The following is a 26209-nucleotide window of genomic DNA, read 5'->3' on the forward strand; positions in this document are numbered from 1 at the left end:
TATCTTATCGAAGGAGATCAGTGGTGATTGGAGAGCAGGACGTCCTTGGCTTCGTTGATCCGCGCCGCCAGGAACGACGCGTTTCCGACATCGGGGTGCAAGCGTTGCATCAGGCGGCGGTGCGCCTTGCGGACATCCGTCGCGGCGGCGCCCGTTTCAAGACCAAGGATCTTGTAGGCCTCCTCCTTAGTCATGGCGCCCGGACCTGGCGCAACACCCAACCTCTCGCCACCATCCGCCTGCGCGTTGAGGCGCCAAGCGGGAAAACGGCCGTCAAGATACGTCTCTAGCAACTGCCGGCTGTCGGGATCGACAGCCAGTTCCTGGTGGAGCAGCCTCAGATCCGTCAGGCTCATTGCTGCTAGCATCTTGCCTTCGCTGCGCCCTGCCAGGACCAGTCCTTCCATCCGGCCGGTATCGTGGTCGAGTTCCATCTCGAGAGCAGCGGTACGAACCAGGGAATGGCGCGTGATCAGCGTTGCCACCGGACGCTCCCTGCGAAACAGCATATAGAGTGAACCGGCCGCGGCCAGCGCCAGGAGGCCGAACCCAGCGCGTCCGGCAGCCATGATCGCGACGCCGGCAGTGCCAAGGCCGACTGGCAGGGCAACGCGCGCATTCTCGGCGATCGCCCTGGGGTCGGCACGCAAGAAGAGCGATATGGCTCCCGCTAGAGCCAGCACGATTGCAGCGACGACGATCACAATACCCATGGCCGACCATCCTGGTTCGGCAGAGTCTACCGCGATCTTCCCAAGACACCAACAGGCCGGCAGATCATGGGCCCGAAACGGGCCTCTCTGCCTTCAACACGTTCAGAGCAGGCCGAGCTCCGCCAGTTCCTGCCTCAGCTTTGACGGCATTTCCGCCCAGCCGACCCTGCCCTGGCCGAGATCGGCTGGCGCATCTGAAGGCTTCAGATAGCGCCACCCCTGAAAGGCGCGCCGTGGCTGCCATTCCGTGCGGACCACGCCCGGATCGAGTACCAGGTGACAGCGGCCGATGCCTTCCTTGTCGGTGAAGGGCCTGATTTCGGTGATCAGCTGCCGGCACTGCACGCTGCCTTTGATCACCCAGTAGAGCGAACCGCCTTCGACGATTTCAGGGCCACGGGTCGGTACCATGCGGGTGGTGTGGTACTGCTCCACCGGCTCGCCGGCTCGGCGCTTGTCATCGAGCCGATCGGCGATCCATTCCTCAAGGTCCTCGACGCTTTCGCAGCCGACGCACAGTTTGATGAGATTAAGAACCATGGCTGGAAATTAGTCTTCCGGCAGCGCCGGTCAACGGCTTCGGCGACTTCTCCACAATGCCAGACACGGTCGGTCTAGCACTCCACCACGTTGACGGCGAGGCCGCCAAGGCTGGTTTCCTTGTACTTTTCGTTCATGTCGAGTCCGGTCTGGCGCATTGTCTCTATGGCTGCGTCCAGCGGCACGAAATGCTTGCCGTCACCTTTGATGGCGAGCGAGGCAGCTGTCACCGCCTTCACTGCTCCCAAGGCGTTGCGTTCGATGCACGGCACTTGGACAAGCCCGGCTATCGGATCGCAGGTCATGCCAAGGTGATGTTCCAGCGCGATCTCGGCAGCATTTTCCACTTGCTCCGGCGTTCCGCCCATGACGGCGCAGAGCCCGGCTGCGGCCATTGCGGAAGCGGAGCCGACTTCGCCCTGGCAGCCGACCTCGGCTCCGGAGATCGATGCGTTCGACTTGATGATCCCCCCAACCGCAGCAGCGGTAAGCAGGAAGTCGCGGATCGACGCCTGGTCGGCCTCGGGATGAAAGTGCAGCCAATAGCGCAGGACAGCCGGGAGTGTGCCGGCTGCGCCGTTGGTCGGCGCCGTGACAACGCGGCCGCCAGCAGCATTCTCCTCGTTCACCGCCATGGCGTAGATCGACAGCCAGTCATTGGCGAGCAGCGGATTCGGCCGGTTCTGCTGCCACTGTTCCTGCAGCTTGTCGTGCAGCTGCCGGGCACGCCGGCGTACTTTCAGCCCGCCCGGCATGATACCTTCCTGGGTCAGGCCGCGCTCGATACAGCCGAGCATCGCACTCCATACCGCATCGAGCCCGACGTCGAGGTCCTCGCGTGACATGTGCGTTTCTTCGTTGACTCGCTTCATCTCGGCAATCGACAGCCCGCTCTTCTCGGCCATCTTCAGCATTTCGACGGCATTCTTGAACGGATAAGGCACTTTCTTGCCTTCCGTTGTGACGGAGCCCTTCGACTTCATGCGCTGCAATTCTTCGTCCGAAACGACGAAACCGCCGCCGATCGAATAGTAGATACGCTTCAAAAGCAGTCGATCAGCCCCGTCATAGGCGTAGAAGGCCATGCCGTTCGCATGGCCGGTCAGAGGGGTTTTCTTGTCGAGCACGAGATCCTTGGCCGGATCGAAGTGGTAGGATGAGCGTCCAGGTGGCGAAACGCGTTTCTCCGCAGTTACCGCCGCGATGATGGCCTCCGCCTTGTCGGGGTCGACGGTCTGTGGCACCTGGCCAGCCAGTCCAAGGATCACGGCACGGTCCGTGCCATGTCCAATGCCCGTATAGGCGAGCGACCCATGCAGGCTGGCGCCAACCCGCTCCACCCTTACGCCGGCGGGACGCGGCCAGTCATTGCCTTCGAGTTCCTCGAGAAAGCGCGCGGCCGCGGTCATTGGCCCCATCGTATGCGAACTCGAAGGACCGATACCAATCTTGAACAGGTCGAAAACCGAAAGAAACACGCTTCCAAGCTCCTCGGGCGCTCCCGAATGGGCGGCGCACTCTGATCGATCATTCCGCTATTCGCTTCGGGAGCGCTAGGCACCGCCCGACACCCGTTTCACTGCAAGCGACATCGGCATGCAAGCGTGGCAGGATAAGGCATTCCGTCGCGTTGTATGTATTAGATAGTGTCTATGAGCGATTCTTTTCTATTTTCGCTGAACGACTTTCTGGCGCTTGGTCTTTTCCTCAGCGTCTGGGTGTTTTTCGCCCTCGCCGCCGACGGAAAAGTCTTCCGCCGCATTTCGCTGACCACGGCCATGAACGCGCAACGCGAAGCTTGGATGCGCACCATGGCCAAACGCGAGCTGCGCATGATCGACACCTCGATCATGATCGGGCTGCAACAAGGCACCGCCTTTTTTGCGTCCAGCTCGATTTTCGCGATTGGCGGCTGTTTTGCGTTGCTCGGCGCCTCGGACCATGTGCTGGCGGTGGTGTCGACACTTCCTTATGTCGGCACACCGCCGCACGGCGTGTTCGAAGCCAAGATTGTCGGCTTGATTGCTTTACTCGCCTATGCGTTTTTCAAATTCGGCTGGTCGTACAGGCTCTTCAACTATTGCTCGATCCTCATCGGCGCGGTGCCGACAACCCAGGAAGGGATCGTCGCACCGCATGAGACAGAAGCTGCAGTCATGCGCGCGGCCAGAATGAACATCCTCGCCGGCAAACACTTCAATGCCGGCCTGCGCGGCATCTTCTTTTCTCTTGCCTATCTCGGCTGGTTTGCAAACGCCGGCGTGTTCGCCGCCACCACCCTGGTCCTTCTGGCTGTTTTGGTGCGGCGCCAGTTCTTCTCAAACGCCCGCGCCGCAGTTCTAAGCGCCCCGAAACCGCTCTAGGCCGGCCCAGGGTACAAACGGTCGATCTTGCCGGTAGCCCAATAGACGAACAATCCGATCCATTCCTTGAGCGCCATGGTGGTCGTCTGCAGGGAATCGATCGGGTTATCCGTGAACAGGCCTACGCCTTCGCGGCCCGACGTACGGTAATCGACCGGCCATGGCACGGTTTGGAAACCAGCCTTGTCGAACAACGCCTTGGAACGCGGCATGTGGAAGGCTGATGTCACCAGGAGCCAGGTTTCGCCCGCTTTCGGTGTCACCAGCCTGCGCGTGAAGACGGCATTTTCATAGGTGTTGCGGGATTCGCTCTCCAGCAGCAACCGTTCCGGCGCCACGCCAAGCGCCGTCAGCAATCGCTTCGCGGTGACGGCATCGCCCTCACCTTCGAGGATCAATTCGCCGGCACCGCCCGAAACCACCACCCTGGCGCCCGGATAACGCCTGGCCAGGATCGCAGTCTCGACAAAACGGTCGCCCGCCGTACTGAGTTCATAGCCACCACGGGCCAGATTGATCGCGCCTTCCATGCCGCCCCCGAGAACGACGATGCCGTCGACATTCTGCGGCGCGGCTGGACGCTGATAACGCTCTTCCAGCGGGGTCATGATCATCGCACCGAACGATGTCCATGCCGACAGGACGAGGATGAGTGTCGCCAGGAAGATACCAGTCTTGAGCAGTCTGCGGCTACCGAAGAAACCGGCAACGAGACCGGCGAGCAGCAGCAGGATCGCCAGGTTGAGTGGTTGAGCAAAAAACCAGAATACTTTGGAAAGAAAGAAGAACATCAGACGGCCCCAGTCGTGTCCGAAGGCCGAACCCCAGTCCTCCCTCGATAGGCGGAGGATTCGCCCCTGCCTATGTCAGTGGTCTCTTGGGATTCAGGCGAAACTGCGGAACGACGACTGTTCCGTCTCCGGAATCAGGCCGAAGATCGAAAAGACCGACCGCTCACCACCATTGATTGGCTTCGAACCGACCGGCTGCCTTCTCGATGATGTGTGCGGTCTGGAACAGCGTCTCTTCATCGAATGGCCGGCCAATGAGCTGCAACCCGAGCGGCAGGCCGTGCGAATCGAGCCCCGCCGGCACGGAAATTCCCGGCAGGCCGGCCATGTTCACCGTCACCGTGAAGACATCGTTGAGGTACATCTTGACCGGATCGGCGGCCATGTCCTGGTCGGCAACGCCGAAAGCAGCCGATGGTGTCGCCGGCGTCAGGATGACATCCACGCCCGCGGCGAACACATCCTCGAAGTCCTTCTTGATGAGCGTCCGCACCTTCTGGGCCTGCAGGTAATATGCATCGTAATAACCGGCCGAAAGCACATAGGTGCCGATCATGATACGGCGCTTGACCTCACGACCGAAACCGGCGGCGCGGGTCTTCTCGTACATGTCGATAATATCCTTGCCCGGCACGCGCAGGCCGTAGCGTACGCCGTCATAACGGGCAAGGTTTGAGGAAGCCTCGGCTGGCGCGACAATGTAATAGGCCGGCAGCGCGTATTTGGTATGCGGCAGCGAAATGTCGACGATCTCGGCGCCGGCATCCTTCAGCCAGGCGATGCCCTGCTGCCACAACGCCTCGATCTCTTCGGGCATGCCGTCGACACGATATTCCCGCGGAATGCCCACCTTCATGCCCTTGATCGGACGGCCGAGCGCAGCCTCATAGTCCGGTACCGGGCGATCGACGGAGGTCGTATCCTTGGCGTCGACCGAGGCCATGGATTTCAACAGAATGGCGGCATCGCGCACATCACGGGCAATCGGCCCGGCTTGATCGAGCGACGAGGCGAAGGCAACAACGCCCCAGCGCGACACGCGGCCATAAGTCGGCTTGATACCAACCGTACCGGTAAAGGCGGCAGGCTGGCGGATTGAACCGCCCGTATCGGTCGCGGTGGCACCGGCGCACAGGAATGCGGAAACCGCAGCAGCAGAACCACCGGAAGAACCGCCTGGAACCAGCTGCATATTGTCGTAGGTGCGGTTTTCCTCGACACCGCCGGGTTGGACGAAGCCGGCGCTGCCGTCATGGAACGTCGGCTTGACGGTGGTCTGCACGCGCGAACGGCGCCAGGGATTGATCACCGGGCCATAATAGGACGTCTCGTTGGAAGAGCCCATCGCGAACTCGTCCATGTTGAGCTTGCCGAGCATGACGGCACCATCGTCCCACAGATTGCTCGTCACGGTCGATTCATAACGCGGCTTGAACCCGTCCAGCACATGGCTGCAGGCTTGCGTATGCACGCCTTCCGTGGCGAACAGATCCTTGATGCCGAGCGGGATGCCTTCGAGCGCCTTGCCCTCACCCTTGGCAAGCCTGGCGTCAGAGACCTTTGCCATCTCTCGCGCCTTGTCATGCGTGACCGTTACATAGGCATTGAGCAACGGGTTGGCCTGATCGATCGCCGCGAGATACGCATCGGTGATCTCCGTCGCGGAAATCTCCTTGGCCTGCAGCTTCGCGCGTGCTTCGGCAATGGTCAGTCTGGTCAGGTCGCTCATCAGGCAAGCTTCTTTTCGTAAAATCGCGGACAGCCGGAAACGGAATCTTCGATCGTTACCGCCACAGTCAGGGCTTTATTCCACCACCTTCGGCACCAGGAAGAAGTTTTCCTCCGTGGCTGGCGCATTGGCGACGATGTCTGCGGCTTTGTTGCCATCCGTCACGACATCCACGCGCTTTCTCATCGCCATTGGCGTCACCGACGTCATTGGCTCGACGCCGGAGACGTCAACTTCATTCAACTGCTCGACGAAGCCGAGAATGGTGTTGAGTTCACCGGTCATGCGCGCGGCGTCCTCCTCGCTCACGGCAATGCGGGCGAGGCGCGCAACGCGCTTTACGGTCTGGATGTCGACGGACATGGGCGCCTCGGCGAGCGTGTCGGAAAGGTTCAGGCGGCTATAGCCGCGCGCCGCGCCGCGCGCAACCGTGAACGGCGCGGAACTATGTTTCGCTTTGCCTAGAGGGAAATAGTCTCGCCAACCCGAGGCAAAGCCACCTTGGTTCCGGAGCCTTCCATACCATCGACGAACTTGTCCGCCGACTGGTCAATGATCGGGAAGCTTCCGAAGTGGCATGGTATCACGGTATCGAACGCGAAGAAGCGACGGCACGCGAGCGCGGCTACGGCACCGCCCATGGTGAAGCGATCGCCGATCGGCACCAGGCCGATCTTCGGCTCATGCAATTCGTTGATCAGTGCCATATCGGAGAAAATGTCGGTATCACCCATGTGATAGAGCGTCTTGTCTTCCGGAAAATGCAGCACCAGCCCACCCGGATTGCCCAGATAGGTGTTGCTGCCGCCTTCGCCTGACGCGGAGGAGGAGTGCAGCGCTTGTACGAAGGTCGTGGTGAAGCCGCCGCAATCGACGGTGCCACCGATATTGCCAGGATTGATCCGGTCACCCGACACGCCTTTGCCGACCAGATGCATGCAGATCTCAAAGTTGGCGACCAGCGTGGCACCGCTCTTCTTCAGGATGTCGACCGAGCTGCCGATATGATCATCATGACCGTGCGTCAGCAGCACGTGGGTGACGCCGTCAGCCACACCTTCCCAGCCACCGCCCCATGACGGATTGCCCACCAGGAAAGGATCGATCAGGATGGTTGCGCCGGCGGCTTCGACACGAAATGCCGCGTGCCCGTACCAGGTGAGTTTCATCAGCCTCTCCTCGATTTTATGAAAGCAGGAAGATAGAACGGCGACGGATCAAGTCAAAGGAAAGCACGTGGCAATTATCGCAATCGACGCCCTGCCTCAACTGTTGACAGCAGGCGGCACGCTTGCCGGTATCGACCTTGGCGACAAGACCATCGGCGTTGCGGTTTCGGACCTCGGCCTTTCTTTTGCGCATCCCCGTCCCGTGATTATGCGCAAGAAATTCACGATCGACGCAGCCGCCCTACTCGGGCTGCTCGGCAAGGAAAATGCCGTCGCGATCGTCATCGGCTTGCCCGTCAACATGGACGGCTCCGAGGGGCCGCGTGCGCAGAAATCCCGCGCCTTCATTCGCAACATGGCGCCACTGAGCGCCCTGCCTTTTGTGCTGTGGGATGAACGCCTGTCTACTGTGGCCGCGGAACGAGCGCTGCTCGAAATGGACGTCTCGCGCCGCAAACGCGAAACACGCATCGATTCAGCCGCTGCCGCCTTTATTCTGCAGGGAGCCTTGGACCGCCTGAGGACACTCGGTCGATCCGGCTGAGCGGAACGCGACCGGATTGACGCTGACGCCACCACGTCGAGATCTGGCGGCGACGGCGAAAAGCGACAATGCCGGCAACCAGGAAGGAATCAAAGAAGCAGGCCCTGGCGATCAGACCAGGGATCGACGCCGGATCGATGCCCAGCATCTCGCCGTAAAGCTGGAAAACCAGATCGTGCAGCTGGCGGCTCAGCATGACATAGCCAAAATTCATGTCGTTGAGCGACAGGAAGTACCAGCCCCAGAACAAACCGAGCGGCGCGATCCACAGCAACAACAAGGCGCGCATCAGGCCGCCCCTGCTGCAAGGCACCAAAGGTCCACGCGCTGCTCAGCGGGGACCGTCCAATGTCCGGTCCTTTCCTGGCTTTCGAGCAGTTGCAGCGAGTAGCGCATGGTCTTCCTATGATTGAAGAAAGACAGTGGGGCTTGCCGCTCGCCATCGCAACGGAAACCATTTGTTAGGGTTAACAGCCAAGTGGCGGCAACATAGCTGTGGAGAACCAACCTCCCCTACAGCTCAACGACGGAAAGCGCCCCCACCGCGCCCATCTCGCGCCGAGGTGTTTTTCAGTCCGGCAGGAAATCCTAGCTTGTAGCCGGATACAGCGTATCGAGGATCATGCGCGCATCATGGCGTGAATCGAGCATGCCATAAGTGTTGCGCCACTGACCGGCCAGCCGCGTTTCGATGAAGGCATCGGCGATACGCCCTGCCCCCAGCCGCTTCAGTTCCGCAGCCGCAGCTGCCAGAGCCAGCTGCTCCGTCAACAGCCGGGCCGAGCCTTCGTCGGTCGACGCCACCTGCATGGCCGCCTTCAGGACACTGATCGTTCCGTGTCCATTGGCGCCGAGATCGCGGTCGATACCGGCCAGCACGTCTTCGAACAGCGAAGGCGCCCGCCCGAGCACGCGCAGCACGTCCAGCGCCATCACATTGCCGGAGCCTTCCCAGATGGCATTGACGGGAGCTTCCCGATAGTAGCGCGCCAGCGGCGCTTCCTCGACATATCCGTTGCCGCCCAGGCACTCCATCGCCTCATAGAGCAAGGAGGGAGCGATCTTGCACACCCAATACTTCACCACCGGTGTCATGGCCCTGGCGAAGGCCGCCTCGCCCCGATCCGCTGCAGCCTCGTCGAAGGAGCGTGCCAGGCGAAACGACAGCGCAGTGGCCGCGGCGACGTCGAGCGCCATATCGGCCAGGACGCGTTGCATCAGCGCCTGATCGATCAGGTTGGCGCCGAATACCTTGCGGTGGCGCGTATGATGAACGGCTTCCGCCAGACCGGCTCGCATGATCGCGGCGGAAGCGACTGCACAATCCAGCCGGGTCAGCGTGACCATGTCCATGATGGTTTTGACGCCTTGGCCCGGTTCGCCGACCATCTCGCCGATGGCGTTCTCGAACTCGACTTCGGACGAAGCGTTGGAGCGGTTGCCAAGTTTCTCTTTCAGTCGCTGGAAGCGGAAGCCGTTGCCTGAGCCGTCGCCGAGAATGCGCGGCACCAGGAAACACGATAGCCCTTCCGACGCCTGTGCCAGCACCAGAAAGGCGTCCGACATCGGCGCCGACATGAACCATTTGTGCCCGGACAGCCGGTAGAAACCACTGGAACCAGCACGCTCTGCCTTGGTGACATTGGCGCGCACGTCAGTGCCGCCCTGCTTTTCGGTCATGCCCATGCCGAGCGTCAGCCCGGTCTTTTCGACGGGTGGCTTCTGCGCCTGGTCGTATTTGCGCGTTGTTACACGGGGTGCCCACTCCCGGAATATCTTCGGGTTGGCCATCAGTGCCGCCAGCGAGGCATTGGTCATGGTGATCGGACACAGATGGCCGGTCTCCAGTTCCGCTGTCAGAAAAAAGCGCGCGGCGCGCACTTGATGTCGCCGGCCGATCTCGGCTTCGCCGTTCTCCCACACGGAAGAATGCAGGCCATTCGCAACCGAACGACGCATCAATGCATGATAGGCGGGGTGGAATTCCACCAGATCGACCCGCCTGCCCTGCCGGTCGTGCGTCCTCAGCTTGGGCGTTTCGATGTTGACGAGCCGCGCCAGATCCTGCGCTTCCTGCGTCAGCACAAAACGGCCAAGTTGATCGAGATCTTTGCGCACCGGCTCCGAGAATCGCTCGGCGAGCTGGATCAGCAGCGGATCGCCTCGCCAGGCATTGCCGCCTGCAAGCGGCGGCGGCTGATTGATCACGTCGTCGGCCACGCTTTCCCTTTCACATCCGCTCCGCTTGCCTGCTCGAATCCGGAACCGCTGCCGGGTTTATAACGAAGCTGTTGCGTCGAGGCGACGAAAATACCGGTGGAAAGCCGCGCTTTCCGATCGAGGTGCTTGCGGGTGGCTCGCGGCGGCCCTATAGCAGCGCCTTGAGATGACCGACGCTTCGTCCCTTCCGCTGTTTCCGCACCGCCATCTTCTGGGCATAGGCGACCTTTCTCCCCCTGACATAGAGATACTCCTCGACCGGGCCGACCGCGCGGTGGCGATCTCGCGCCAGTCCGAGAAGAAGACCTCTACACTGCGCGGACGCACACAGATCAACCTGTTCTACGAAGCGTCGACACGTACGCAATCGTCGTTCGAACTTGCCGGCAAAAGACTCGGCGCCGACGTCATGAACATGTCGGTAGCCTCCTCGTCGGTGAAAAAGGGCGAAACGCTGATCGACACCGCGATCACGCTGAACGCGATGCGCCCTGACATCCTCATCATCCGACATCAGTCGGCGGGAGCTGCGGCGTTGCTGGCGCAGAAAGTCGGCTGCTCCGTGGTTAACGCCGGCGACGGCACGCACGAGCATCCCACCCAGGCGCTGCTCGACGCACTGACCATCCGTCGCGCCAAGGGACCGCTGTCGAAACTGATCGTCGCGATCTGCGGCGACATCCTGCATTCGCGCGTCGCGCGCTCCAACATCATCCTGCTCAATGCGCTCGGCGCCCAGGTGCGGGTTGTCGCGCCCTCGACGCTGCTGCCCTCGGGTATCGAACGCATGGGGGTCATCGTAACCCGCTCCATGGCCGAAGGCCTGAAGGATGCTGATGTCGTCATGATGCTGCGTCTGCAGCGCGAGCGCATGGAAGGTGCGTTTGTGCCTTCAGTACGCGAGTATTTCCGCTACTACGGTCTCGATGCCGAGAAACTGAAAGCCGCGAAGGACGATGCGCTCGTCATGCATCCCGGACCGATGAATCGTGGTGTCGAGATTGCCTCCGAAGTGGCCGACGGGCCGCAGAGCGTCATCCAGGAACAGGTCGAGATGGGTGTCGCCGTGCGCATGGCGGTGATGGAAGCCCTGCTCGACCCGCGTCGCAACCAGGAGGGGCGCGGCGCATGACCACGACGGTTTTCAAGCGTGCCCGCATCATCGATCCGTCGCGCGGCATCGACGAGATCGGCACCGTCATCGTCGACGGCAGGACCGTCGCCGCCGCTGGTGCAGAAGCGCTCAACCAGGGCACCCCTGAGGGCGCCACGGTTGTCGATTGCTCGGGCAAGGCGATCATCCCCGGTTTGATCGACTCCCGCGTTTTCATTGGCGAGCCCGGCGGCGAACACCGCGAGACCATCCACTCGGCAAGTCAGGCCGCTGCCGCGGGTGGCGTCACCTCGCTTGTGATGATGCCCGATACCGATCCGACGATCGACACGGTGGCGTTGGTCGAATTCGTGTTGCGCACCGCCCGCGACACCGCAAGCGTCAACGTCTTTCCCGCTGCAGCCATCACCAAGGGCCTGCACGGCCGTGAGATGACCGAATTCGGCCTGCTGCGCGAGGCTGGTGCGGTCGCCTTAACCGACGGCCGGCACACCATCGCCAACGCTTTGGTGATGCGGCGTGCGCTGACCTATGCCCGCGACTTCGGTGCGGTGATCGCACATGAAACGCAGGATGCCGACCTTGCTTCGGCCGGCGTCATGAACGAAGGGTTGTATGCCAGTTGGCTCGGCCTCTCCGGCATTCCACGCGAAGCTGAGCTGATCCCGCTGGAGCGCGATCTCGCGCTCGCCCGGCTGACCCGAGGCAACTATCACGCCGCCAAGATCTCGACGGCGATCTCCGCCGCAGCGATTGCCCGCGCCAAGACAGACGGTGCCAATGTGACCGCCGGCGTGGCCATCCACAATCTGGCGCTCAACGAAAACGACGTCGGCCAATACCGTACCTTCTTCCGCCTGGCACCGCCGCTGCGCCTCGAAGAAGATCGTCTGGCCATGATCGAGGCGTTGAAGAACGGCACGGTCGACATAGCCGTTTCCTCGCATGACCCGCAGGACGTCGACACCAAACGCCTTCCCTTTGCGGACGCGGCAGCGGGCGCCGTCGGATTGGAGACGCTGCTCGCAGTCGCGCTGCGACTCTACCACAACGAAGACTTGTCGCTCCTGCGACTGGTGGAAGTGCTTTCGACGGCGCCGGCCCGACTGTTCGGTTTGCCTGGTGGCACGTTGAAGCCCGGCGCAACAGCGGATCTCGCTGTCGTCGACCTCGATGAACCCTGGATTGTCAACGAGGCCGGGATCCGCTCACGCTCAAAAAACACCTGCTTCGAGGGCGCGCGTCTGCAGGGCAAGGTCTTGCATACATTGGTCGCGGGCCGCACAGTATTTTCCGCCTAGAGTAATGGCAGCAGAAGCGCGCAGCAGTTCTGCGCTCGGAACTGTGTATTTACAAAAGGCTGGAGTGTTTCCGCGATTCCGTGACAAAACGGAAACGCTCTAGCGTCTGCAAGCGACGCAAAGCAACGGGGGAGCAATGTCGCTGATTTCCATTATTGCGCCAATCATTGGTTATCTTTGCGGCTCGATACCCTTCGGCCTGCTTTTGACCCGTGCCGCCGGCCTCGGCGACGTGCGCAGCATCGGTTCCGGCAACATCGGCGCCACCAACGTTCTGCGGACCGGTAACAAAGGCCTCGCCGCGGCTACCTTGATCCTTGACGCGCTGAAGGGCACGGTTCCCGCGCTGATCTTCGCGCGCTACGGCACGGAAGCCGGTGCGCTTGCAGGTGCCGGCGCTTTCATCGGACACATTTTCCCGGTTTGGCTCGGTTTCAAAGGTGGCAAGGGCGTCGCCACCTATCTGGGCGTGTTGATCGGCCTGGCCTGGCAGGTGGCTTTGATCTTCGCCGCCGTCTGGCTCGCGATGGCGGTGTTATTCCGTTATTCCTCCTTGGCCGCACTCGTTGCGTGCATCGTGGTTCCGGTCGCACTGTTTTTCTTCGGCCACGCTCAATATGCCCTCGCGTTTGCGTTGATGAGCGTACTGATCTTCTACAAGCACCGGGCCAACATCGAGCGGCTGAGAGCTGGAACCGAAGGCCGGATCGGGGCCAAAGGATGAGCAAGCCCGTTGCCGGGCCGCGCCTCAGCGACCGGCAACGGCTGAATTGGCTGCGCCTTATTCGCACGCCGAATGTTGGCCCTGCTTCCTTCCGTGCGCTGATCAACCGTTTCGGTTCGGCTGAGGCGGCACTTGAACTCCTGCCCGAATTGACGCTTTCCGGCGGAGCCAGCCGTACCGTCAGGATTCCGGCGATCGCCGAGATCGAAGCGGAGATGCAAGCTGCGAGGCGCGCGGGCGCGCGCTTTGTCTGCATTGGCGAAGCGGACTATCCGCCGCTGTTCAAGCGCATGGACCATCCACCACCAGTGCTTGCCATGAAAGGTACCGGTGCAGCATTCGCGCTGCCGGCAGTCGCCATTGTCGGCGCGCGCAACGCATCGCTCGCCGGCATCAAGATGGCGCGTATGCTCGCAGCCGAACTTGGTCGCGAAGGCTACGCAATCGTCTCGGGCCTTGCGCGCGGCATCGACACCGCCGCTCATCAAAGCAGTCTTTCCACCGGTACGGTCGCCGTGCTCGCAGGCGGGCTCGACCACCCCTATCCACCTGAGAATGCCGGATTGATCGACGAGATCGTTGAGCGTGGCGCCGTGATTTCCGAAATGCCGTTCGGTTGGCAGCCCCGTGCCCAGGATTTTCCGCGCCGAAACCGGCTGGTCGCCGGCGCAGCATTCGGACTGATCGTGGTGGAAGCCGCCGAACGCTCGGGATCATTGATCAGCGCACGCCTCGCCGCCGAAATGGGACGGTTGGTCTTCGCCGTTCCCGGCTCCCCGCTCGATCCGCGCGCCCGCGGCACGAATGCTCTCATTAAGGATGGCGCCACTCTCGTCACCGAAACCGCAGACATACTTAATGCTCTGGCACCGTTGAGCGGCCCACGGTTTCCCCCTTCCAGTCCTGTGGAAGAACCAACAGATCTGTCAGTGACACCGCCACCCACCGACAACGAGCGCGCGAGGGCCATCGAAACACTTGGCCAAGCACCTGTAAATATTGACGAAATCATCCGACACACGGGCCTCCATCCCGGCCAGGTCGTCATGATCCTTCTGGAGCTCGATCTTGCCGGTCGGCTTGAGCGTCATCCAGGCGCGTTTGTTTCACTGATCTTTAGCCATTGATCGACATTGCTCGGTCAATTCGGGCACAGACTTGGTCATTTGCTAAAATTCTAATCTTATCCTACTGATTTTACTCACGTTTCATTGAACAGAATCGCGCACCACTCTCGCCATGCCAGGGCGTGGGGAAAACGGAGGCGATTGTGAAGGAACGTTTTGAGCTGGTGCTCGAGCCAACCGATCTCTGGTCGGTCTGGGACAATGAGACCGATGAACCTGTGGTGTTTGCAAATCAGGTTCTGGCCGGGCTCAGCAAGCGCGAGGCGGAAGCCGCCCACCAGATCCTGAGTGAGATCGTGAGGAAGCGGGAATTGGAGAAGAAGCGGCTGGACAAGAAGAAGCGCTCCACGGACGCCGCATGAAAGCACTTGGCAGGGCGAATGCGCCCTGCTTGTTCCCCTTTATGCGAAGCCGTTGTCAAATCGGCTTCCTCCGGCTCAGCGCTTAGCAAGCCGCCCACAGCAGGCGAATGCCTCGCCAAGACTCAGAACCAGGCAAAAACCTCATGAATGCTTGTGAGCGATTCAGAAACCCGCTTAGGGTAACTGTCGTCGCTACGGGCGGCATTCGGCATGATGCGGCAATCCCTGCGGCCAGCGCATCAGAGACTGCTCGACGAAACAGAGGGAAATTGCATGGCAATCAATCGCATATCGGCCGTGGCGGTAGTCCTTCTGGCGGCAATGATCGCCGGCTGCGCGACGTCGCCGACCAATTACGCAGCCACGTTGTCGACCAAAGACCCAAAATGGCGATCGAAGCAATGCCAACAGGTACGAGCGACAGCGTTGGCCTTTGAGGCCAAAGAAAAGGAAACCCGCAAACTCGCACCCGGCCTTTTGCTTGGCCCCTATGGGCTCGGACTTGCACTGGCCATAAAGGAGCACCAGGACAAGCAGCGCAAGCAGATTGCGCGTGACATGCACCTGCGGTGCTCAAGCCAGCCCTTGCCCAAGGAGCTGCAGGCGGCCTCGAGTTGAGGCAGGGATAAGTGAAACAGGAAGGTTACCTCTCATGACACCCGAACGGCTTGAAGAATGCTTGTCCATAGTCCGCTGGTCGCCAGAAACCCTCGCACAAGCCTTGGGGTGTGACGTGTCGCTGGTCGAGGCGTGGCTGACGGAGGAAGCAGAGATCCCACCGAAAACAGCAGCGTGGGTCGATACCGTCGCTCAGTTCATGGAAACCGCAGACGGCATGAAGCCCAAGGGGCTGAAGGGGAAGAAGTGGCCGTAAATCCTGGGAACCACACCAGGAAACGACACGTAACTATCTGAAATTATTGACGATCCCGACAGGATTCGAACCTGCGACCATTGGCTTATAAGACCCACAGCCAACCGTGCAGTTCTGCGGGTATGCGGGAATTCGAATTACGATTTTGGGCTGCATTTCATTGAGAAATCCGGCGCTTCTGTAAACGGGAAATGCCGCCTGCCACGCAACGTCAAAACGGCCCTTGGCTCCTGACGCTCGAGCTGCTTCGGGCTGTGCAAGGCTGGCGAATGAGTCTGGAGCCTGTTCTAACCCGTGGACTAACAGCTTAGTTGAGCAATATGGCTCATTCATACTTGATGGGTCCAATCATCTAAGAGTTTATCCCAACCGTGATGTTTTGACTGGTAGCCCCCCGGCGAGAAGGTCACCATCGCCACCCCTGTCGCGACGTGGCGACGGATGTTTTATTTTCAGAACAAAGCCTCCGTTGCCCGAATCCCCTGAATTGGTGTATTCAGCGGCCGGATGCGGGCAAATGCGGAAGTTTTGATTACTTTCACACTGGGGGATACCATGAAAACTCTACAGCTTTGGCTGTCAGTGTTCGCACTGGCAGTTGCTTCGCTTTTCTTCGTTTCAGGCGCGCAGGCTCAAGCAACGCGCACCTGGGTTTCTGGCGTTGGCGACGACGTCAATCCTTGCAGTCGCACGGCACCCTGCAAAACCTTTGCCGGTGCCATTTCCAAGACGGCAGACGGCGGGATTATCAATTGCATAGATCCCGGCGGATTCGGCACTGTCACGATCACCAAGTCGATCACCATCGACTGCCGTCACGTTCTCGCTGGCGTGCTGGCATCGGCTACGAATGGCATCAACGTCAATGGAGCCGGCATCGATGTGATCTTGCGCGGGCTGTCTATCGAGGGTGCAGGCTCAACGCCCGGTCTCAACGGCGTGAATTTTCTCAACGGAGCCTCCTTGCAAATCGACGAAACCAAAATCTTTGGTTTCACCAGCGCGTCGGGGACGGGTGTCAATTTCGCCCCCAGCGCCAACGCCAAGCTTTTCATCAATAACTCGGCAATAACCTCCAATGGCTCGGTGAGTGGCGGCAGTGGCGTCATCATCCGCCCTTCAGGCGCTGCTACCGCGAAGGTCACTCTCGATGGCGTACAGTTGCTGAACAACTCGCAGGGCTTGCGTGTCGACGGCACCACAGGCACGGGAGCAAGGCGTGTCGACGTCGCCCGCAGCACGATCTCCGGCAACCTCTTCCAGGGCGTAGCCGGCGTGACATCGACGACATTGGTCAACATCATGCTGAGCAACAATGTGATCAGCAACAACGGATCAATCGGCGTCCAGTCGAATGGTGCACAATCGACGATCCTTATCGGCAATAACGTCATCGTTGGCAACGATACGGGCATCAACGCCAGCGGTGGTGCCCAGTTGCTTTCGTATCAGACAAACAACAACAACCTGAACATCACGGCAAACGGAACGCCTTCAGCGACCGTAGCCCCGCAGTAACTGCGGTGTGACGGGAGCCCGCCGAAGATCGTCGGCGGCGGGCTCTCGTATTGCATAGCGACTTTGGCGGACGGTTATCTCGATAGCGTTGCTCATTGCTCGTCCTGTCGCTCGGCGCAGCGAGGGCTATATAGTCGTCGCTGAATGGCCGGACGCTCATCATCGTGTCCCGTAGCGCGGTCCGGAAATTGAAGCTGCGCGCTCGAACTGGCCGGGTTGACCTTCCAGGATTTGCCATTTTGTCTTCCTGCGGGGCATTGCTCAATCCTCGCTTCAGAGCTTCGAATTCGGCTCCGTTTCTGGTTACGGCTTTTCCCTTCGCTTGCTCCGAAGAAGTCACCGGCTACCCTTTCCCTACGATTTACTACCTCGTCTTCCTTGCGTTCTGAAATCTACTTCGGCAGCCCTGTACGCGTAGTGACCGGCTCTCAGGCAATGATCAGCAGAGCTCTGATGCGGTCATTTTGCGCATGGGACAGAACGCCCAAATGAACAGATCGCATAACGGCCCAGTAACCAGGTCGCTCTCGCGATTTGGATTCTATAGGTAAATTATTGAAATTATTGGCGATCCCGACAGGATTCGAACCTGTGACCATCGGCTTAGAAGGCCGGTGCTCTATCCAGCTGAGCTACGGGACCGCTGGCTGACCCGAATCGGGGTAGCGAATTCAAAGCGGGCAGTCGACGGCGTTTGCCATAATTCGGCGGTCAGTGTGTCCAAGGCGTGCGGCGGTCATAGCGGAAATTGTCCGAATAGGAAATCTGCCGCCGCTTGGTTTCCTTCGGCTCCTCGACGCGAAACGCCAAGCCTTGCTTTTCGGCATAAGCGACCGCCTCTTCGCGTGTTTCGAAGGAAAGCCTGATCTGGCTCTTCATGTCGCCGGAGGTGGTGTAGCCCATAAGTGGGTCGATCTTGCGCGGCTGTTCCGGATCGAACTCCAGCACCCAGTTGCCGGTTCTGGCCTTGCCCGACTGCATGGCGGTCTTGGCTGGGCTGAAGATGCGTGCGGACATGGGAACCTCGTTGCTCGGCTGCGCGCCGTTTCGTCCCCGGTGCTTACTGCGCAATGGAATTATCCGCAAGACCAATGGTTTTAGGGCTTGCTTTGCGGCGTGCGACCCACTAGGCAACACGCGGCCTCGGAGTGTAGCGCAGCCTGGTAGCGCACCTGATTTGGGATCAGGGGGTCGCAGGTTCGAATCCTGCCACTCCGACCATTCTCTCTCCATTCCTTTGGATGCCGACACACCGGCCCACTTGACAGCTGGCCCGGCCACGACTGCTGATCTGCTATAATAATCCCGTCGCTGAACACCCACGGGAGCATTTATGCAGAAGCCAAGCGATCCTGAACTCTGGAATCGCATACAGGCCTACAATCTCGATCAACCCGCCATCAGCCTGCCCTTCTCGGCCTGATCTGCGTCTCAGACGAGATGCTTACGCCCTCGCAGGAGGTCGATGAGGTCTGGCATCTGCATCTCGTCTACACACGAGGATATTGGGATGAGTTCTGTGCTGGAACGCTCGGCAGGGAGATCCATCACAGTCCCACGGAAGGCGGCGCCACCGAGGACGCCCAATTCCTGCACGCCTACCAGCGAACCAGGCAGCGCTATGCCGAGGAATTCGGCGCCGAACCGCCAGCCGATCTTTGGCCAAGCGCCGCGGTCCGCTTCGGCGCAGCGATGCAAAGGGGCGATGCATCTTCAACGATCCTGGGTATCGAAGTCGCTCATATTCTCGCTGGCCTGCTTCTACTCCTTGCCCTGGCATTGGTTGTGGTCAGCGAGGGCGGCCAGTCGTCCGCCGCCATGATCTTCGCAGCCATCGCCGTTGCGATCATGGCGATGGAATATTTCAGCCCCGACAAGGGACTTCGAAAAAAGAAACAGGACAACAGCGGGGGCTGCGGTGGAGGAGGATGCGGCAGCAGTTGCGGAGGCTGTGGCGGCGATTGATGCAGCGCGGCTATTGGCCTTGCGAGCCGCATCGGTTTTCCCAAGCCGCAGTTCAAGCCTCCATCCGCGATTGACTCCTTTTTTTCACCATGTAATTGGTTGGACCATTGATCCAATTGGATGTCGAATGAGCCAGGTTCGCCTCCCGCCGATTCAGACGACAGCGCGCGACGACGCGGTGCTCGAGGCATTGGTGGGTTTCGTTCAGCAGGAAACGCTGCAACCCGGCGACAAACTGCCGACGGAGCGCATTCTGGCAGAGCGGCTGAAGGTCAGCCGCAATACGGTGCGCGAGGCATTGACGCGTTGGGAGGGGCTAGGCCTCGTCGAGCGTCTGCAAGGCAGTGGCACCTTCCTGAAAGCCGCCGTTTCCCCGCATATGCTGCATATGCCGCTGACACTTGCGGGCGGTAACGATTTCGCCAGCCTCATGCAGACGCTGGAAGTCCGCCGTGCGCTGGAGGCCGAGGCCGTCGCCCTGTGCGCCATGCGCACCGGCCCGCACGAACTTGAGCTTATCCGCCGCAAGCTCGAAATCATGGAAGAGGCCTTCCACAGCCGCGCCGGCATGTCATCTGAAGAAGACTGGGAGTTCCACCAGGCGATCTATCGCGCATCCGGCAACCCGTTATTCGAGCAATTGATCGCTGCCATGCATGAAATGTTCCACCGTTTCTGGGAACACCCGCTTGGCGTGCGCGATTTCGGCCACGCGTCCTTCCCCTACCATCGCACCATCTACGAGCGCATTGCCGCCCGTGACGCCGAAGGCGCACGAGCCGAAGCGTTGAAACTGATCGCCACCGTCGAAGCCGATCTGCGGCGCGGCGAAGCGGCACGCAAGCAGGCACGACAAGCATGAACGACCTTCGACCGAACCTCGACATCGATCCTGTTGCAGAGGCAGCAACGCTGCTTGCCCATGATGATCCGTTCGCTGGCGGCGCCGTGGTGCCGCCGATCTACCAGACGTCGCTGTTCACTTTTGCCAGCTACGCCGAGATGGCCGACACCTTTGCCGGCAAACGGCGCCAGCCGATCTATTCGCGTGGCGACAATCCAACCGTCATGGAGTTCGAAAAACGAGTGGCTGCACTCGAAGGCGCAGAGGCCGCGCGCGGCTTCTCGTCGGGCATGGCTGCCATCAGCGCCACTGTCCTGGCCTTTGTCGGCGCGGGTGACCGTGTCGTTGCGGTGCGCAACTGCTACGGTGACGCCTACCGGCTGTTCGAAAGGCTGTTTCCGCGTCTCAACATCACAGTCGACTATGTCGACGGTTCCGACCCGGAAGCCGTGGCAGCCGCCCTGCCCGGCGCCAAGCTGCTCTATCTTGAAAGCCCGACGTCGATGATGTTCGAGTTGCAGGATCTGGCACACCTGACCCGGCTGGCGAAAGCGCATGGAATCGTCACCACGATCGACAACTCCTGGGCGACACCGATCTTTCAGAAGCCGATCGCCCATGGCGTCGATCTCGTGCTGCACTCGGCATCGAAATATCTCGGCGGCCACAGCGACACTGTTGCCGGCGTGGTCGCGGGTTCGGCTGAGAACATCCGCCGCATCAACGAACAGACCTATTCCTATCTTGGTGGCAAGCTTTCGCCTTTCGAGGCGTGGCTGCTGCTACGTGGCCTGCGCACGTTGCCGCTGCGTCTGCCGCATCACATGAAAACCGGGCTCACCATTGCCGAGCGGCTCAAGGCACACGGCATGGTCGAGCGGGTCAATCATCCCGTCTATTCGAACCATCCCGGCAAGGCGACGCTCGCCGGTTACGCCGGCTTGTTCTCTTTCGAAGTGACGGAAGAGATCGACATCCCCGTTTTCACCGACGCGCTCAGCTATTTTCGCATCGGCGTCTCCTGGGGCGGCCATGAAAGTCTGGTCGTGCCGGCAAAGGCTTCACTGGAGCAGACCCCAGGGTTGAATTCCATGGCGCGCTTCGGCGTCAGCCCGAGAACCATCCGGCTCAATGTCGGGTTGGAGAATGTCGAGGATTTGTGGAGCGACATCACACAGGCCCTTGAAAAAGCAAAAAAATAACCTGTCGAACAGAAATGGGAGTGGAAGACATGGGAACGTTGAAGACACTGCTTGCAGCCGTCGCCGGCCTGGCGATTTCCGCAAGTACGGCAATGGCGGACACCACGATCAAGATGGTCGAGGTCATCACCAGTCCGCCGCGCACGGAATTCCTGAAGAAACAGATCGCTGAATTCGAAACCGCCAACCCGGGCGTCAAGGTCGAGCTGATCTCACTGCCCTGGGGCCAGGCTTACGAAAAATTCCTGACCATGGTGCAGGCCGGCGACACGCCGGACGTGGTCGAGATGCCTGAACGCTGGATGGGTCTCTACGGTGCCAACGGCATGCTGGAAGACCTTGGGCCTTATATGGAGAAGTGGCCCGACAACAAGACGCTTGGCGAACGTGCACGGCAGTTCGGTTCGACTGTCGGCGGCAAACAGCTGATGATCCCCTACGGCTACTACCTGAAGGCGATGTTCTGGAACAAGAAGCTGTTCAAGGAAGCCGGCCTCGACCACGCTCCGACGACGCTGGACGAGTTTGTCGAGGCTTCCAAGAAGATCTCCGCCTTGCCCGGCAAATATGGCTACTGCCTGCGCGGCGGCCCCGGCGCTACCTTCGGCATGAACATGTTCATGAACATCGCCAACGGCAAGGGCGGCTATTTCAACGCCGATGGCACCTCGACCATGAACGAGGAAGGCTCGGTCAAGGGTCTGCAGGTGCTGGCCGACCTGTACAAGAACGGCTACGCGCCGAAGGACAGCGTCAGCTGGGGCTTTAACGAGACCGTCACCGGCTTCTATTCCGGCACCTGCGCCATGCTCGACCAGGATCCGGATGCACTGATCGGCATCGCCGAAAAGATGAACAAGGACGACTTCGCCGTCGCGCCGGTTCCGGCCGGGCCAAGCGGCAAATCATTCCCGACACTCGGCTATTCCGGCTGGGCGATTTTTGCCAACTCCAAGGTCAAGGATGAATCCTGGAAGCTAATGGAGACCTTGTTGTCCCCCAAGGGCAACATCGAATGGGCCAAGATGGTCGGTGTATTGCCGATCCACAACGGTGCCGAAGAGGACGCGTACTTCAAGACCGAGCAGTTCAAGGGATGGTTCGACGAGCTGAACGGTGGCGACAAGTATGAGTTCGTGACCCCGCCGACCCATCTGGAAAATCTCGGCAACTTCGTCGACCAGATCGCCATCAAGGGCTTCCAGGAAGTGCTTCTGGGTAAGCGCCCGGCCAAGGAAGTTGCCGATGAGTGGGCCGCTTATATGACCAAGGAACAGCAGGATTGGATGGCCAAGAACAAGAAGTGATTTTCTTGTTCCCCCCACGATCGGGGAAGTCCGTGGAACGGCCCGAAGAGGCCGGATGAGGGGCGGCAATGCCAGGCTCTCCCAGGCTCGTGCCGCCCCTCACTGTTCCACCGGACATCTCTCCTCGTTGACCGGAGAGAAAGCTGCCGCCCGGTTTGCCGTAGAGCGGTTCCGCTTCTTCGGAGACGCGGAGACGCTCGAGCTCTTTGTTCTACGCACTTCCGGAAGCGGCACACGTTTTGCGGAATTGCTCTAGCGAGTGTTTTGATGACCATTGCCATCGACAGTCCACCAACGCGCCGCAAGGGCTTATCCTTTGCGTCCTTCGAGCCCTGGCTCTATCTGAGCCCGGCAATCGTACTTTTGGTTACGGTGCTGCTTGTGCCGCTCATCATCGGTATTGGCTATTCGTTCCGGAAGTTTTCCGCCTTCAAGTCGGAATTCGTCGGCCTCGGCCAATATCAGGCGATGCTGGCGGACCCTTTACTCGGCGAGGCACTCATCAACACTGCCTGGTGGACCATCGCCAGCCTGTTCTTCCAGTTCTTCCTTGGCCTTGGATTGGCGCTTCTGCTCGACAAACCCTTCGCCGGCCGCCGTGTCGTGCAGGCGCTTGTCTTCCTGCCCTGGGCAGTGCCGTCATTCCTCTCCGGCCTGACCTGGGCCTGGCTGTTCAACCCCATCATCGGCCCGCTGCCGCACTGGCTCTATGCTCTGGGCCTGAAAGCCGAGCCGACCAACGTCCTCTCCGACCCGGCCACGGCCATGTGGGGGCCGATTATTGCCAATGTCTGGTTTGGCGTACCGTTTTTCGCCATCACCTTGCTGGCGGCGCTCAAATCCATTCCTTCGGAGCTGCATGAGGCGGCGGCCATCGACGGGGCCACGCCCTGGCAGCGTTTCGTCAAGGTGACTCTGCCTTTCCTGGCGCCGACCATCGCCATCACGGTGATGCTGCGCACGATCTGGATCGCCACCTTCGCCGACCTGATCTTCGTCATGACAGAAGGCGGCCCGGCCGGTTCGACCGCCACCATGCCGGTCTACATCTACGTCAGCGCCTTCAAGTCACTGGACAAGGGTTACGCCTCGGCGATTGCCGTGCTGCTGCTTGTCCTGCTCGTCCTCTATGCGCTGGTGCTCATCGGCATCCGACGCACGCTTGTGAGGCATGTCTGATGATTGCCGGACAAACCCAGTCCTCGCGCCTGCTCGGTGGCATCGGCCTCTATGCGGCAATCACCGCCTATGTGCTGTTCGCTCTGTTTCCGATCTTCTGGACGCTGAAGATATCGGTGACGCCGACCTCGCTCCTCTACTCCGAAGGCATTACGCTGTGGCCGTCACGAACCACTTTCGAGAATTTCGCGACAGTGTTGTCTGCCACCGACTTCCCGCGCTATTTCCTGAACAGCGTCATCGTCTCGCTTTCGACGGCTGGTTTAGTCACCGTCATTGCTACGCTGGCCGGCTACGCCATGTCCCGCTTCACATTCCGCGGCAAGGCGGCGCTCGCCATCATGCTGCTGCTCACCCAGACCTTCCCGCTCGTCATGGTCATCCCGCCGATCTATCGCATGATGGGCCAGGTCGGGCTGATCAACAGCCTGACCGGCCTCATCATCATCTACACTGCCTTCAACACTGCCTTCGCCACTTTCCTGATGCAGTCCTTCTTCGACGGCATTCCGAAGGACCTGGAGGAGGCGGCCATGATCGACGGCTGCACCAGGGCGCAGGCGATGCGGCGCATCATCGTGCCCCTCACCCTACCCGGCATGGGCGCGACGCTCGGCTTCGTCTTCACTGCGGCCTGGAGCGAGTTGCTCTTTGCGCTGATGCTGATCTCCAGCGACGACAAGAAGACCTTCGCCGTCGGCCTGCTCACCTACATCGGCAAATTTGCCGTCGACTGGGGGCAGATGATGGCGGCATCGGTGCTGGCACTGATCCCGGTCTGTATCTTCTTCGCCTTCCTGCAACGCTATCTCGTCACCGGGCTCACCGCCGGTGCGGTCAAGGGGTGATCATGGCTTCCGTCACGCTGGAAAAGGTCAGGAAGGACTACGGCCTCGTCCGGGTCCTCAATGAGGTCGACCTGGAAATCGCCGACGGCGAGTTCGTCGTGCTGGTCGGCCCGTCTGGTTGCGGCAAATCCACCCTGCTGCGCATGATCGCCGGCCTTGAGGATGTGTCAGGCGGCGATATCAGCATTGGCAAACGTGTCGTCAACGACGTTGCGCCGAAGGATCGCGACATCGCCATGGTGTTCCAATCCTATGCGCTCTATCCGCACATGAATGTCTCTTCGAACATGGCCTTCAGCCTGATGCTGCGGAAGACCGAGAAAGCGGCGATCGCAACCCGTGTCGAAGGTGCAGCGAAGCGATTGGGACTGGCCCCCTTGCTGCAGCGCCTGCCGCGCCAACTCTCCGGCGGCCAACGCCAGCGTGTCGCCATGGGCCGGGCCATTGTTCGCGACCCTCAGGTCTTCCTGTTCGACGAACCCTTGTCCAACCTTGATGCGAAGCTGCGCACGCATATGCGCACGGAAATCAAAGCTCTGCACCAGCAGCTCAAGACTACATCCATCTACGTCACCCACGATCAGACCGAAGCCATGACCATGGCCGACCGCATCGTGGTCATGCACAATGGAAACGTACAGCAGGTCGGCGCACCGCTGGAGCTCTATGACCATCCAGCAAACATGTTCGTCGCTGGCTTCATCGGTTCGCCGGCAATGAACTTCCTGCCTGCTACCGTTTCGCGGCAAGCGGTTGCGGAGGCGGTGTTCAGCGATGGCCAAAAGCTGCGCCTGCCCGATGGTCTGCCGTTGCGGGATGGTTCCGCGTTCACGGTCGGTGTGCGCCCGGAGGATATCAGGATTGCCGAGGACGGCTCGCTCGCGGCCGAGGTGGAGGTTGTCGAACCACTTGGCATGTCAACGCAATATTATGTGCGCCTCGCCAACGAGCAGTTGCGCATCTATGCGATTGGCCGGCCCGCTCTGGCACCGGGGCAACACGTGCGTCTTGCCGTGGACCGGAGCGCACAGCATATCTTCGATCCCGTCAGCGGCAATCGAATTGAGCCAGGCGCCTGAAGCCTATAGCTCGAATTCGCCCTGCCCTTCGTCCATGGCACTGACGGCGTCGGCAGCCATGGCGCGGGTTATCCGCGCCTTCTGCTCCAGTGCCATACGATCGAGCCGCTCAACCACCCGCATCGCGGTGGCCAGCGAGCGCTCGATCCGCCGCACCAGATATTGCACGACATGCGGTTCGACCTCGACCTGACGGTCGGCAAACAGCTTTGTGATGACGCCGGCCAGAAGCACATCGTCCGGCTCATCGATCTCGACGGTCGCGGCGGCCTTCAGACGCGATGCCAGATCGGGCAGCGTCGTACCCCACGCGGCCGGGAACCGGCGTGCGGTCAGCAGCAAGTGGGAGCCGGCACCGCGCACGCTGTTGATGAGGTGGAACAGACCATTCTGGTCGAAGGCGCCGGCATCGATGTCGTCGATCAGAACCGGTCGCCCGTCGAAGGTCGCTGCGCCTTGTGCGATCTTCCCGCGTTCGATGCTGACAGCATCGGCTGCCTCACGCCAGATGTGGGCCAGATGCGTCTTGCCGGACCCCGCCGGCCCCGCCAGTACCACCACGGGTGCGGGCCAGTCCGGCCAGCGGTCGACGAGTGCTGCCGCTTGCACGTTCGATGCCGACACGACCAGGTCGTCGCGAGAATAGGCGGTGCCGTGCCCGAGATCGAGCGGAAGCTGACGCGGCCGTTCCATCTC

The 26209-nt window shown here is 60.6% G+C and carries 28 protein-coding genes and 2 tRNA genes; 18 read left to right on the top strand and 12 right to left on the bottom strand.

All coding sequences use genetic code 11. The features are described 5' to 3' along the window. Window positions 1–17: 17 nt before the first annotated feature. The 3 genes from AC3WTO_RS08295 to AC3WTO_RS08305 all read right to left on the bottom strand — a co-directional run bounded on the left by AC3WTO_RS08295 (window position 18) and on the right by AC3WTO_RS08305 (window position 2731). On the bottom strand, window positions 18–713 hold the full coding sequence (locus AC3WTO_RS08295; RefSeq protein WP_492460233.1) for a DnaJ domain-containing protein: 696 nt from the start codon (window positions 711–713) through the stop codon (window positions 18–20). A 102-nt stretch (window positions 714–815) separates the two neighbouring features. After that, window positions 816–1253 (bottom strand): DUF1489 family protein, encoded by a 438-nt coding sequence (locus tag AC3WTO_RS08300; protein WP_492460234.1) that lies wholly within the window; start codon window positions 1251–1253, stop codon window positions 816–818. 74 nt (window positions 1254–1327) lie between these two features. After that, window positions 1328–2731, bottom strand: a complete 1404-nt coding sequence (locus AC3WTO_RS08305) for an L-serine ammonia-lyase (protein WP_492460235.1) — start codon at window positions 2729–2731, stop codon at window positions 1328–1330. Between the two features lie 174 nt (window positions 2732–2905). On the opposite strand from AC3WTO_RS08305, the gene AC3WTO_RS08310 reads away from it, so the two are divergent. Beyond that, window positions 2906–3616, top strand: a complete 711-nt coding sequence (locus AC3WTO_RS08310; protein WP_492460236.1) for a DUF599 domain-containing protein — start codon at window positions 2906–2908, stop codon at window positions 3614–3616. Here the strand turns inward: AC3WTO_RS08310 and AC3WTO_RS08315 are convergent. The 4 genes from AC3WTO_RS08315 to AC3WTO_RS08330 all read right to left on the bottom strand — a co-directional run bounded on the left by AC3WTO_RS08315 (window position 3613) and on the right by AC3WTO_RS08330 (window position 7305). Further along, window positions 3613–4407: a YdcF family protein gene (locus AC3WTO_RS08315; RefSeq protein ID WP_492460237.1), complete on the bottom strand. Its 795-nt coding sequence runs from the start codon at window positions 4405–4407 to the stop codon at window positions 3613–3615. The two genes, AC3WTO_RS08310 and AC3WTO_RS08315, sit on opposite strands and share 4 nt — an antisense overlap. 163 nt (window positions 4408–4570) lie before the next feature. Next, window positions 4571–6136 (bottom strand): amidase, encoded by a 1566-nt coding sequence (locus tag AC3WTO_RS08320; protein ID WP_492460238.1) that lies wholly within the window; start codon window positions 6134–6136, stop codon window positions 4571–4573. A gap of 75 nt (window positions 6137–6211) precedes the next feature. After that, a complete protein-coding gene (gene gatC, locus AC3WTO_RS08325) occupies window positions 6212–6499 on the bottom strand; it encodes an Asp-tRNA(Asn)/Glu-tRNA(Gln) amidotransferase subunit GatC (protein WP_492460239.1) in 288 nt (95 codons plus the stop codon). A gap of 98 nt (window positions 6500–6597) precedes the next feature. Next, the gene (locus tag AC3WTO_RS08330) at window positions 6598–7305 is read right to left on the bottom strand and encodes a metal-dependent hydrolase (RefSeq protein ID WP_492460240.1); all 708 of its coding nucleotides are present in this window, start codon (window positions 7303–7305) and stop codon (window positions 6598–6600) included. A 67-nt stretch (window positions 7306–7372) separates the two neighbouring features. On the opposite strand from AC3WTO_RS08330, the gene ruvX reads away from it, so the two are divergent. After that, on the top strand, window positions 7373–7849 hold the full coding sequence (gene ruvX / locus AC3WTO_RS08335; protein ID WP_492460241.1) for a Holliday junction resolvase RuvX: 477 nt from the start codon (window positions 7373–7375) through the stop codon (window positions 7847–7849). Here the strand turns inward: ruvX and AC3WTO_RS08340 are convergent. Both AC3WTO_RS08340 and AC3WTO_RS08345 read right to left on the bottom strand, forming a co-directional pair. Beyond that, window positions 7797–8138, bottom strand: coding sequence for a DUF6105 family protein (locus AC3WTO_RS08340; RefSeq protein ID WP_492460242.1), 342 nt, complete (start codon window positions 8136–8138; stop codon window positions 7797–7799). The genes ruvX and AC3WTO_RS08340 overlap by 53 nt on opposite strands. A gap of 299 nt (window positions 8139–8437) precedes the next feature. Next, complete coding sequence (locus tag AC3WTO_RS08345; RefSeq protein ID WP_492460243.1) at window positions 8438–10069, bottom strand: DNA alkylation response protein; 1632 nt, start codon at window positions 10067–10069, stop codon at window positions 8438–8440. Window positions 10070–10235: 166 nt separating this feature from the next. Between AC3WTO_RS08345 and AC3WTO_RS08350 the strand changes: the two genes are divergently transcribed. The 8 genes from AC3WTO_RS08350 (at window position 10236) to AC3WTO_RS08385 (ending at window position 17089) form a co-directional block, all read left to right on the top strand. Next, the gene (locus AC3WTO_RS08350) at window positions 10236–11201 is read left to right on the top strand and encodes an aspartate carbamoyltransferase catalytic subunit (protein ID WP_492460244.1); all 966 of its coding nucleotides are present in this window, start codon (window positions 10236–10238) and stop codon (window positions 11199–11201) included. Next, complete coding sequence (locus tag AC3WTO_RS08355) at window positions 11198–12484, top strand: dihydroorotase (protein WP_492460245.1); 1287 nt, start codon at window positions 11198–11200, stop codon at window positions 12482–12484. The genes AC3WTO_RS08350 and AC3WTO_RS08355 overlap by 4 nt, the downstream gene beginning before the upstream one ends. 136 nt (window positions 12485–12620) lie before the next feature. Further along, window positions 12621–13208: a glycerol-3-phosphate 1-O-acyltransferase PlsY gene (gene plsY, locus AC3WTO_RS08360; RefSeq protein ID WP_492460246.1), complete on the top strand. Its 588-nt coding sequence runs from the start codon at window positions 12621–12623 to the stop codon at window positions 13206–13208. Further along, on the top strand, window positions 13205–14335 hold the full coding sequence (dprA, locus tag AC3WTO_RS08365; protein WP_492460247.1) for a DNA-processing protein DprA: 1131 nt from the start codon (window positions 13205–13207) through the stop codon (window positions 14333–14335). Before plsY ends, dprA begins: the two co-directional genes overlap by 4 nt. Before the next feature lie 143 nt (window positions 14336–14478). Further along, the gene (locus AC3WTO_RS08370) at window positions 14479–14697 is read left to right on the top strand and encodes a hypothetical protein (RefSeq protein ID WP_492460248.1); all 219 of its coding nucleotides are present in this window, start codon (window positions 14479–14481) and stop codon (window positions 14695–14697) included. 273 nt (window positions 14698–14970) lie between these two features. Then, on the top strand, window positions 14971–15315 hold the full coding sequence (locus tag AC3WTO_RS08375) for a hypothetical protein (RefSeq protein ID WP_492460249.1): 345 nt from the start codon (window positions 14971–14973) through the stop codon (window positions 15313–15315). Window positions 15316–15349: 34 nt separating this feature from the next. Continuing rightward, window positions 15350–15571, top strand: a complete 222-nt coding sequence (locus AC3WTO_RS08380; RefSeq protein WP_054310926.1) for a hypothetical protein — start codon at window positions 15350–15352, stop codon at window positions 15569–15571. A 507-nt stretch (window positions 15572–16078) separates the two neighbouring features. Then, the gene (locus tag AC3WTO_RS08385) at window positions 16079–17089 is read left to right on the top strand and encodes a right-handed parallel beta-helix repeat-containing protein (RefSeq protein ID WP_492460250.1); all 1011 of its coding nucleotides are present in this window, start codon (window positions 16079–16081) and stop codon (window positions 17087–17089) included. A 565-nt stretch (window positions 17090–17654) separates the two neighbouring features. On the opposite strand, the gene AC3WTO_RS08390 is transcribed toward AC3WTO_RS08385, so the two are convergent. Then, window positions 17655–17731, bottom strand: a tRNA-Arg gene (locus AC3WTO_RS08390). Between the two features lie 69 nt (window positions 17732–17800). Continuing rightward, complete coding sequence (locus AC3WTO_RS08395; protein WP_492460251.1) at window positions 17801–18106, bottom strand: ETC complex I subunit; 306 nt, start codon at window positions 18104–18106, stop codon at window positions 17801–17803. Between the two features lie 127 nt (window positions 18107–18233). Between AC3WTO_RS08395 and AC3WTO_RS08400 the strand changes: the two genes are divergently transcribed. The 8 genes from AC3WTO_RS08400 (at window position 18234) to AC3WTO_RS08435 (ending at window position 25513) form a co-directional block, all read left to right on the top strand. Then, window positions 18234–18310: transfer RNA gene (locus AC3WTO_RS08400), tRNA-Pro, on the top strand. Between the two features lie 219 nt (window positions 18311–18529). Then, complete coding sequence (locus AC3WTO_RS08405; RefSeq protein ID WP_492460252.1) at window positions 18530–19054, top strand: glycine-rich domain-containing protein; 525 nt, start codon at window positions 18530–18532, stop codon at window positions 19052–19054. A gap of 127 nt (window positions 19055–19181) precedes the next feature. Next, complete coding sequence (locus AC3WTO_RS08410; RefSeq protein WP_492460833.1) at window positions 19182–19916, top strand: FadR/GntR family transcriptional regulator; 735 nt, start codon at window positions 19182–19184, stop codon at window positions 19914–19916. Continuing rightward, window positions 19913–21100 carry a PLP-dependent transferase gene (locus tag AC3WTO_RS08415; protein ID WP_492460253.1) on the top strand — a complete coding sequence of 396 codons (1188 nt, stop codon included), beginning with the start codon at window positions 19913–19915 and terminating at the stop codon, window positions 21098–21100. Before AC3WTO_RS08410 ends, AC3WTO_RS08415 begins: the two co-directional genes overlap by 4 nt. A gap of 38 nt (window positions 21101–21138) precedes the next feature. After that, the gene (locus tag AC3WTO_RS08420; RefSeq protein WP_492460834.1) at window positions 21139–22407 is read left to right on the top strand and encodes an ABC transporter substrate-binding protein; all 1269 of its coding nucleotides are present in this window, start codon (window positions 21139–21141) and stop codon (window positions 22405–22407) included. A 267-nt stretch (window positions 22408–22674) separates the two neighbouring features. Further along, on the top strand, window positions 22675–23586 hold the full coding sequence (locus AC3WTO_RS08425; protein ID WP_492460254.1) for a carbohydrate ABC transporter permease: 912 nt from the start codon (window positions 22675–22677) through the stop codon (window positions 23584–23586). Next, on the top strand, window positions 23586–24434 hold the full coding sequence (locus AC3WTO_RS08430; RefSeq protein WP_492460255.1) for a carbohydrate ABC transporter permease: 849 nt from the start codon (window positions 23586–23588) through the stop codon (window positions 24432–24434). Before AC3WTO_RS08425 ends, AC3WTO_RS08430 begins: the two co-directional genes overlap by 1 nt. Window positions 24435–24436: 2 nt before the next feature. Then, entirely contained in the window at window positions 24437–25513 is a 1077-nt protein-coding gene (locus AC3WTO_RS08435; protein WP_492460256.1) for an ABC transporter ATP-binding protein, read from the top strand. 3 nt (window positions 25514–25516) lie between these two features. Here the strand turns inward: AC3WTO_RS08435 and hdaA are convergent, their stop codons facing one another. Continuing rightward, window positions 25517–26206, bottom strand: coding sequence for a DnaA regulatory inactivator HdaA (hdaA, locus tag AC3WTO_RS08440; protein WP_492460257.1), 690 nt, complete (start codon window positions 26204–26206; stop codon window positions 25517–25519). Window positions 26207–26209: the final 3 nt, after the last annotated feature.

It is taken from the genome of Mesorhizobium sp. EU05-FHT14A09, assembly GCF_058790995.1.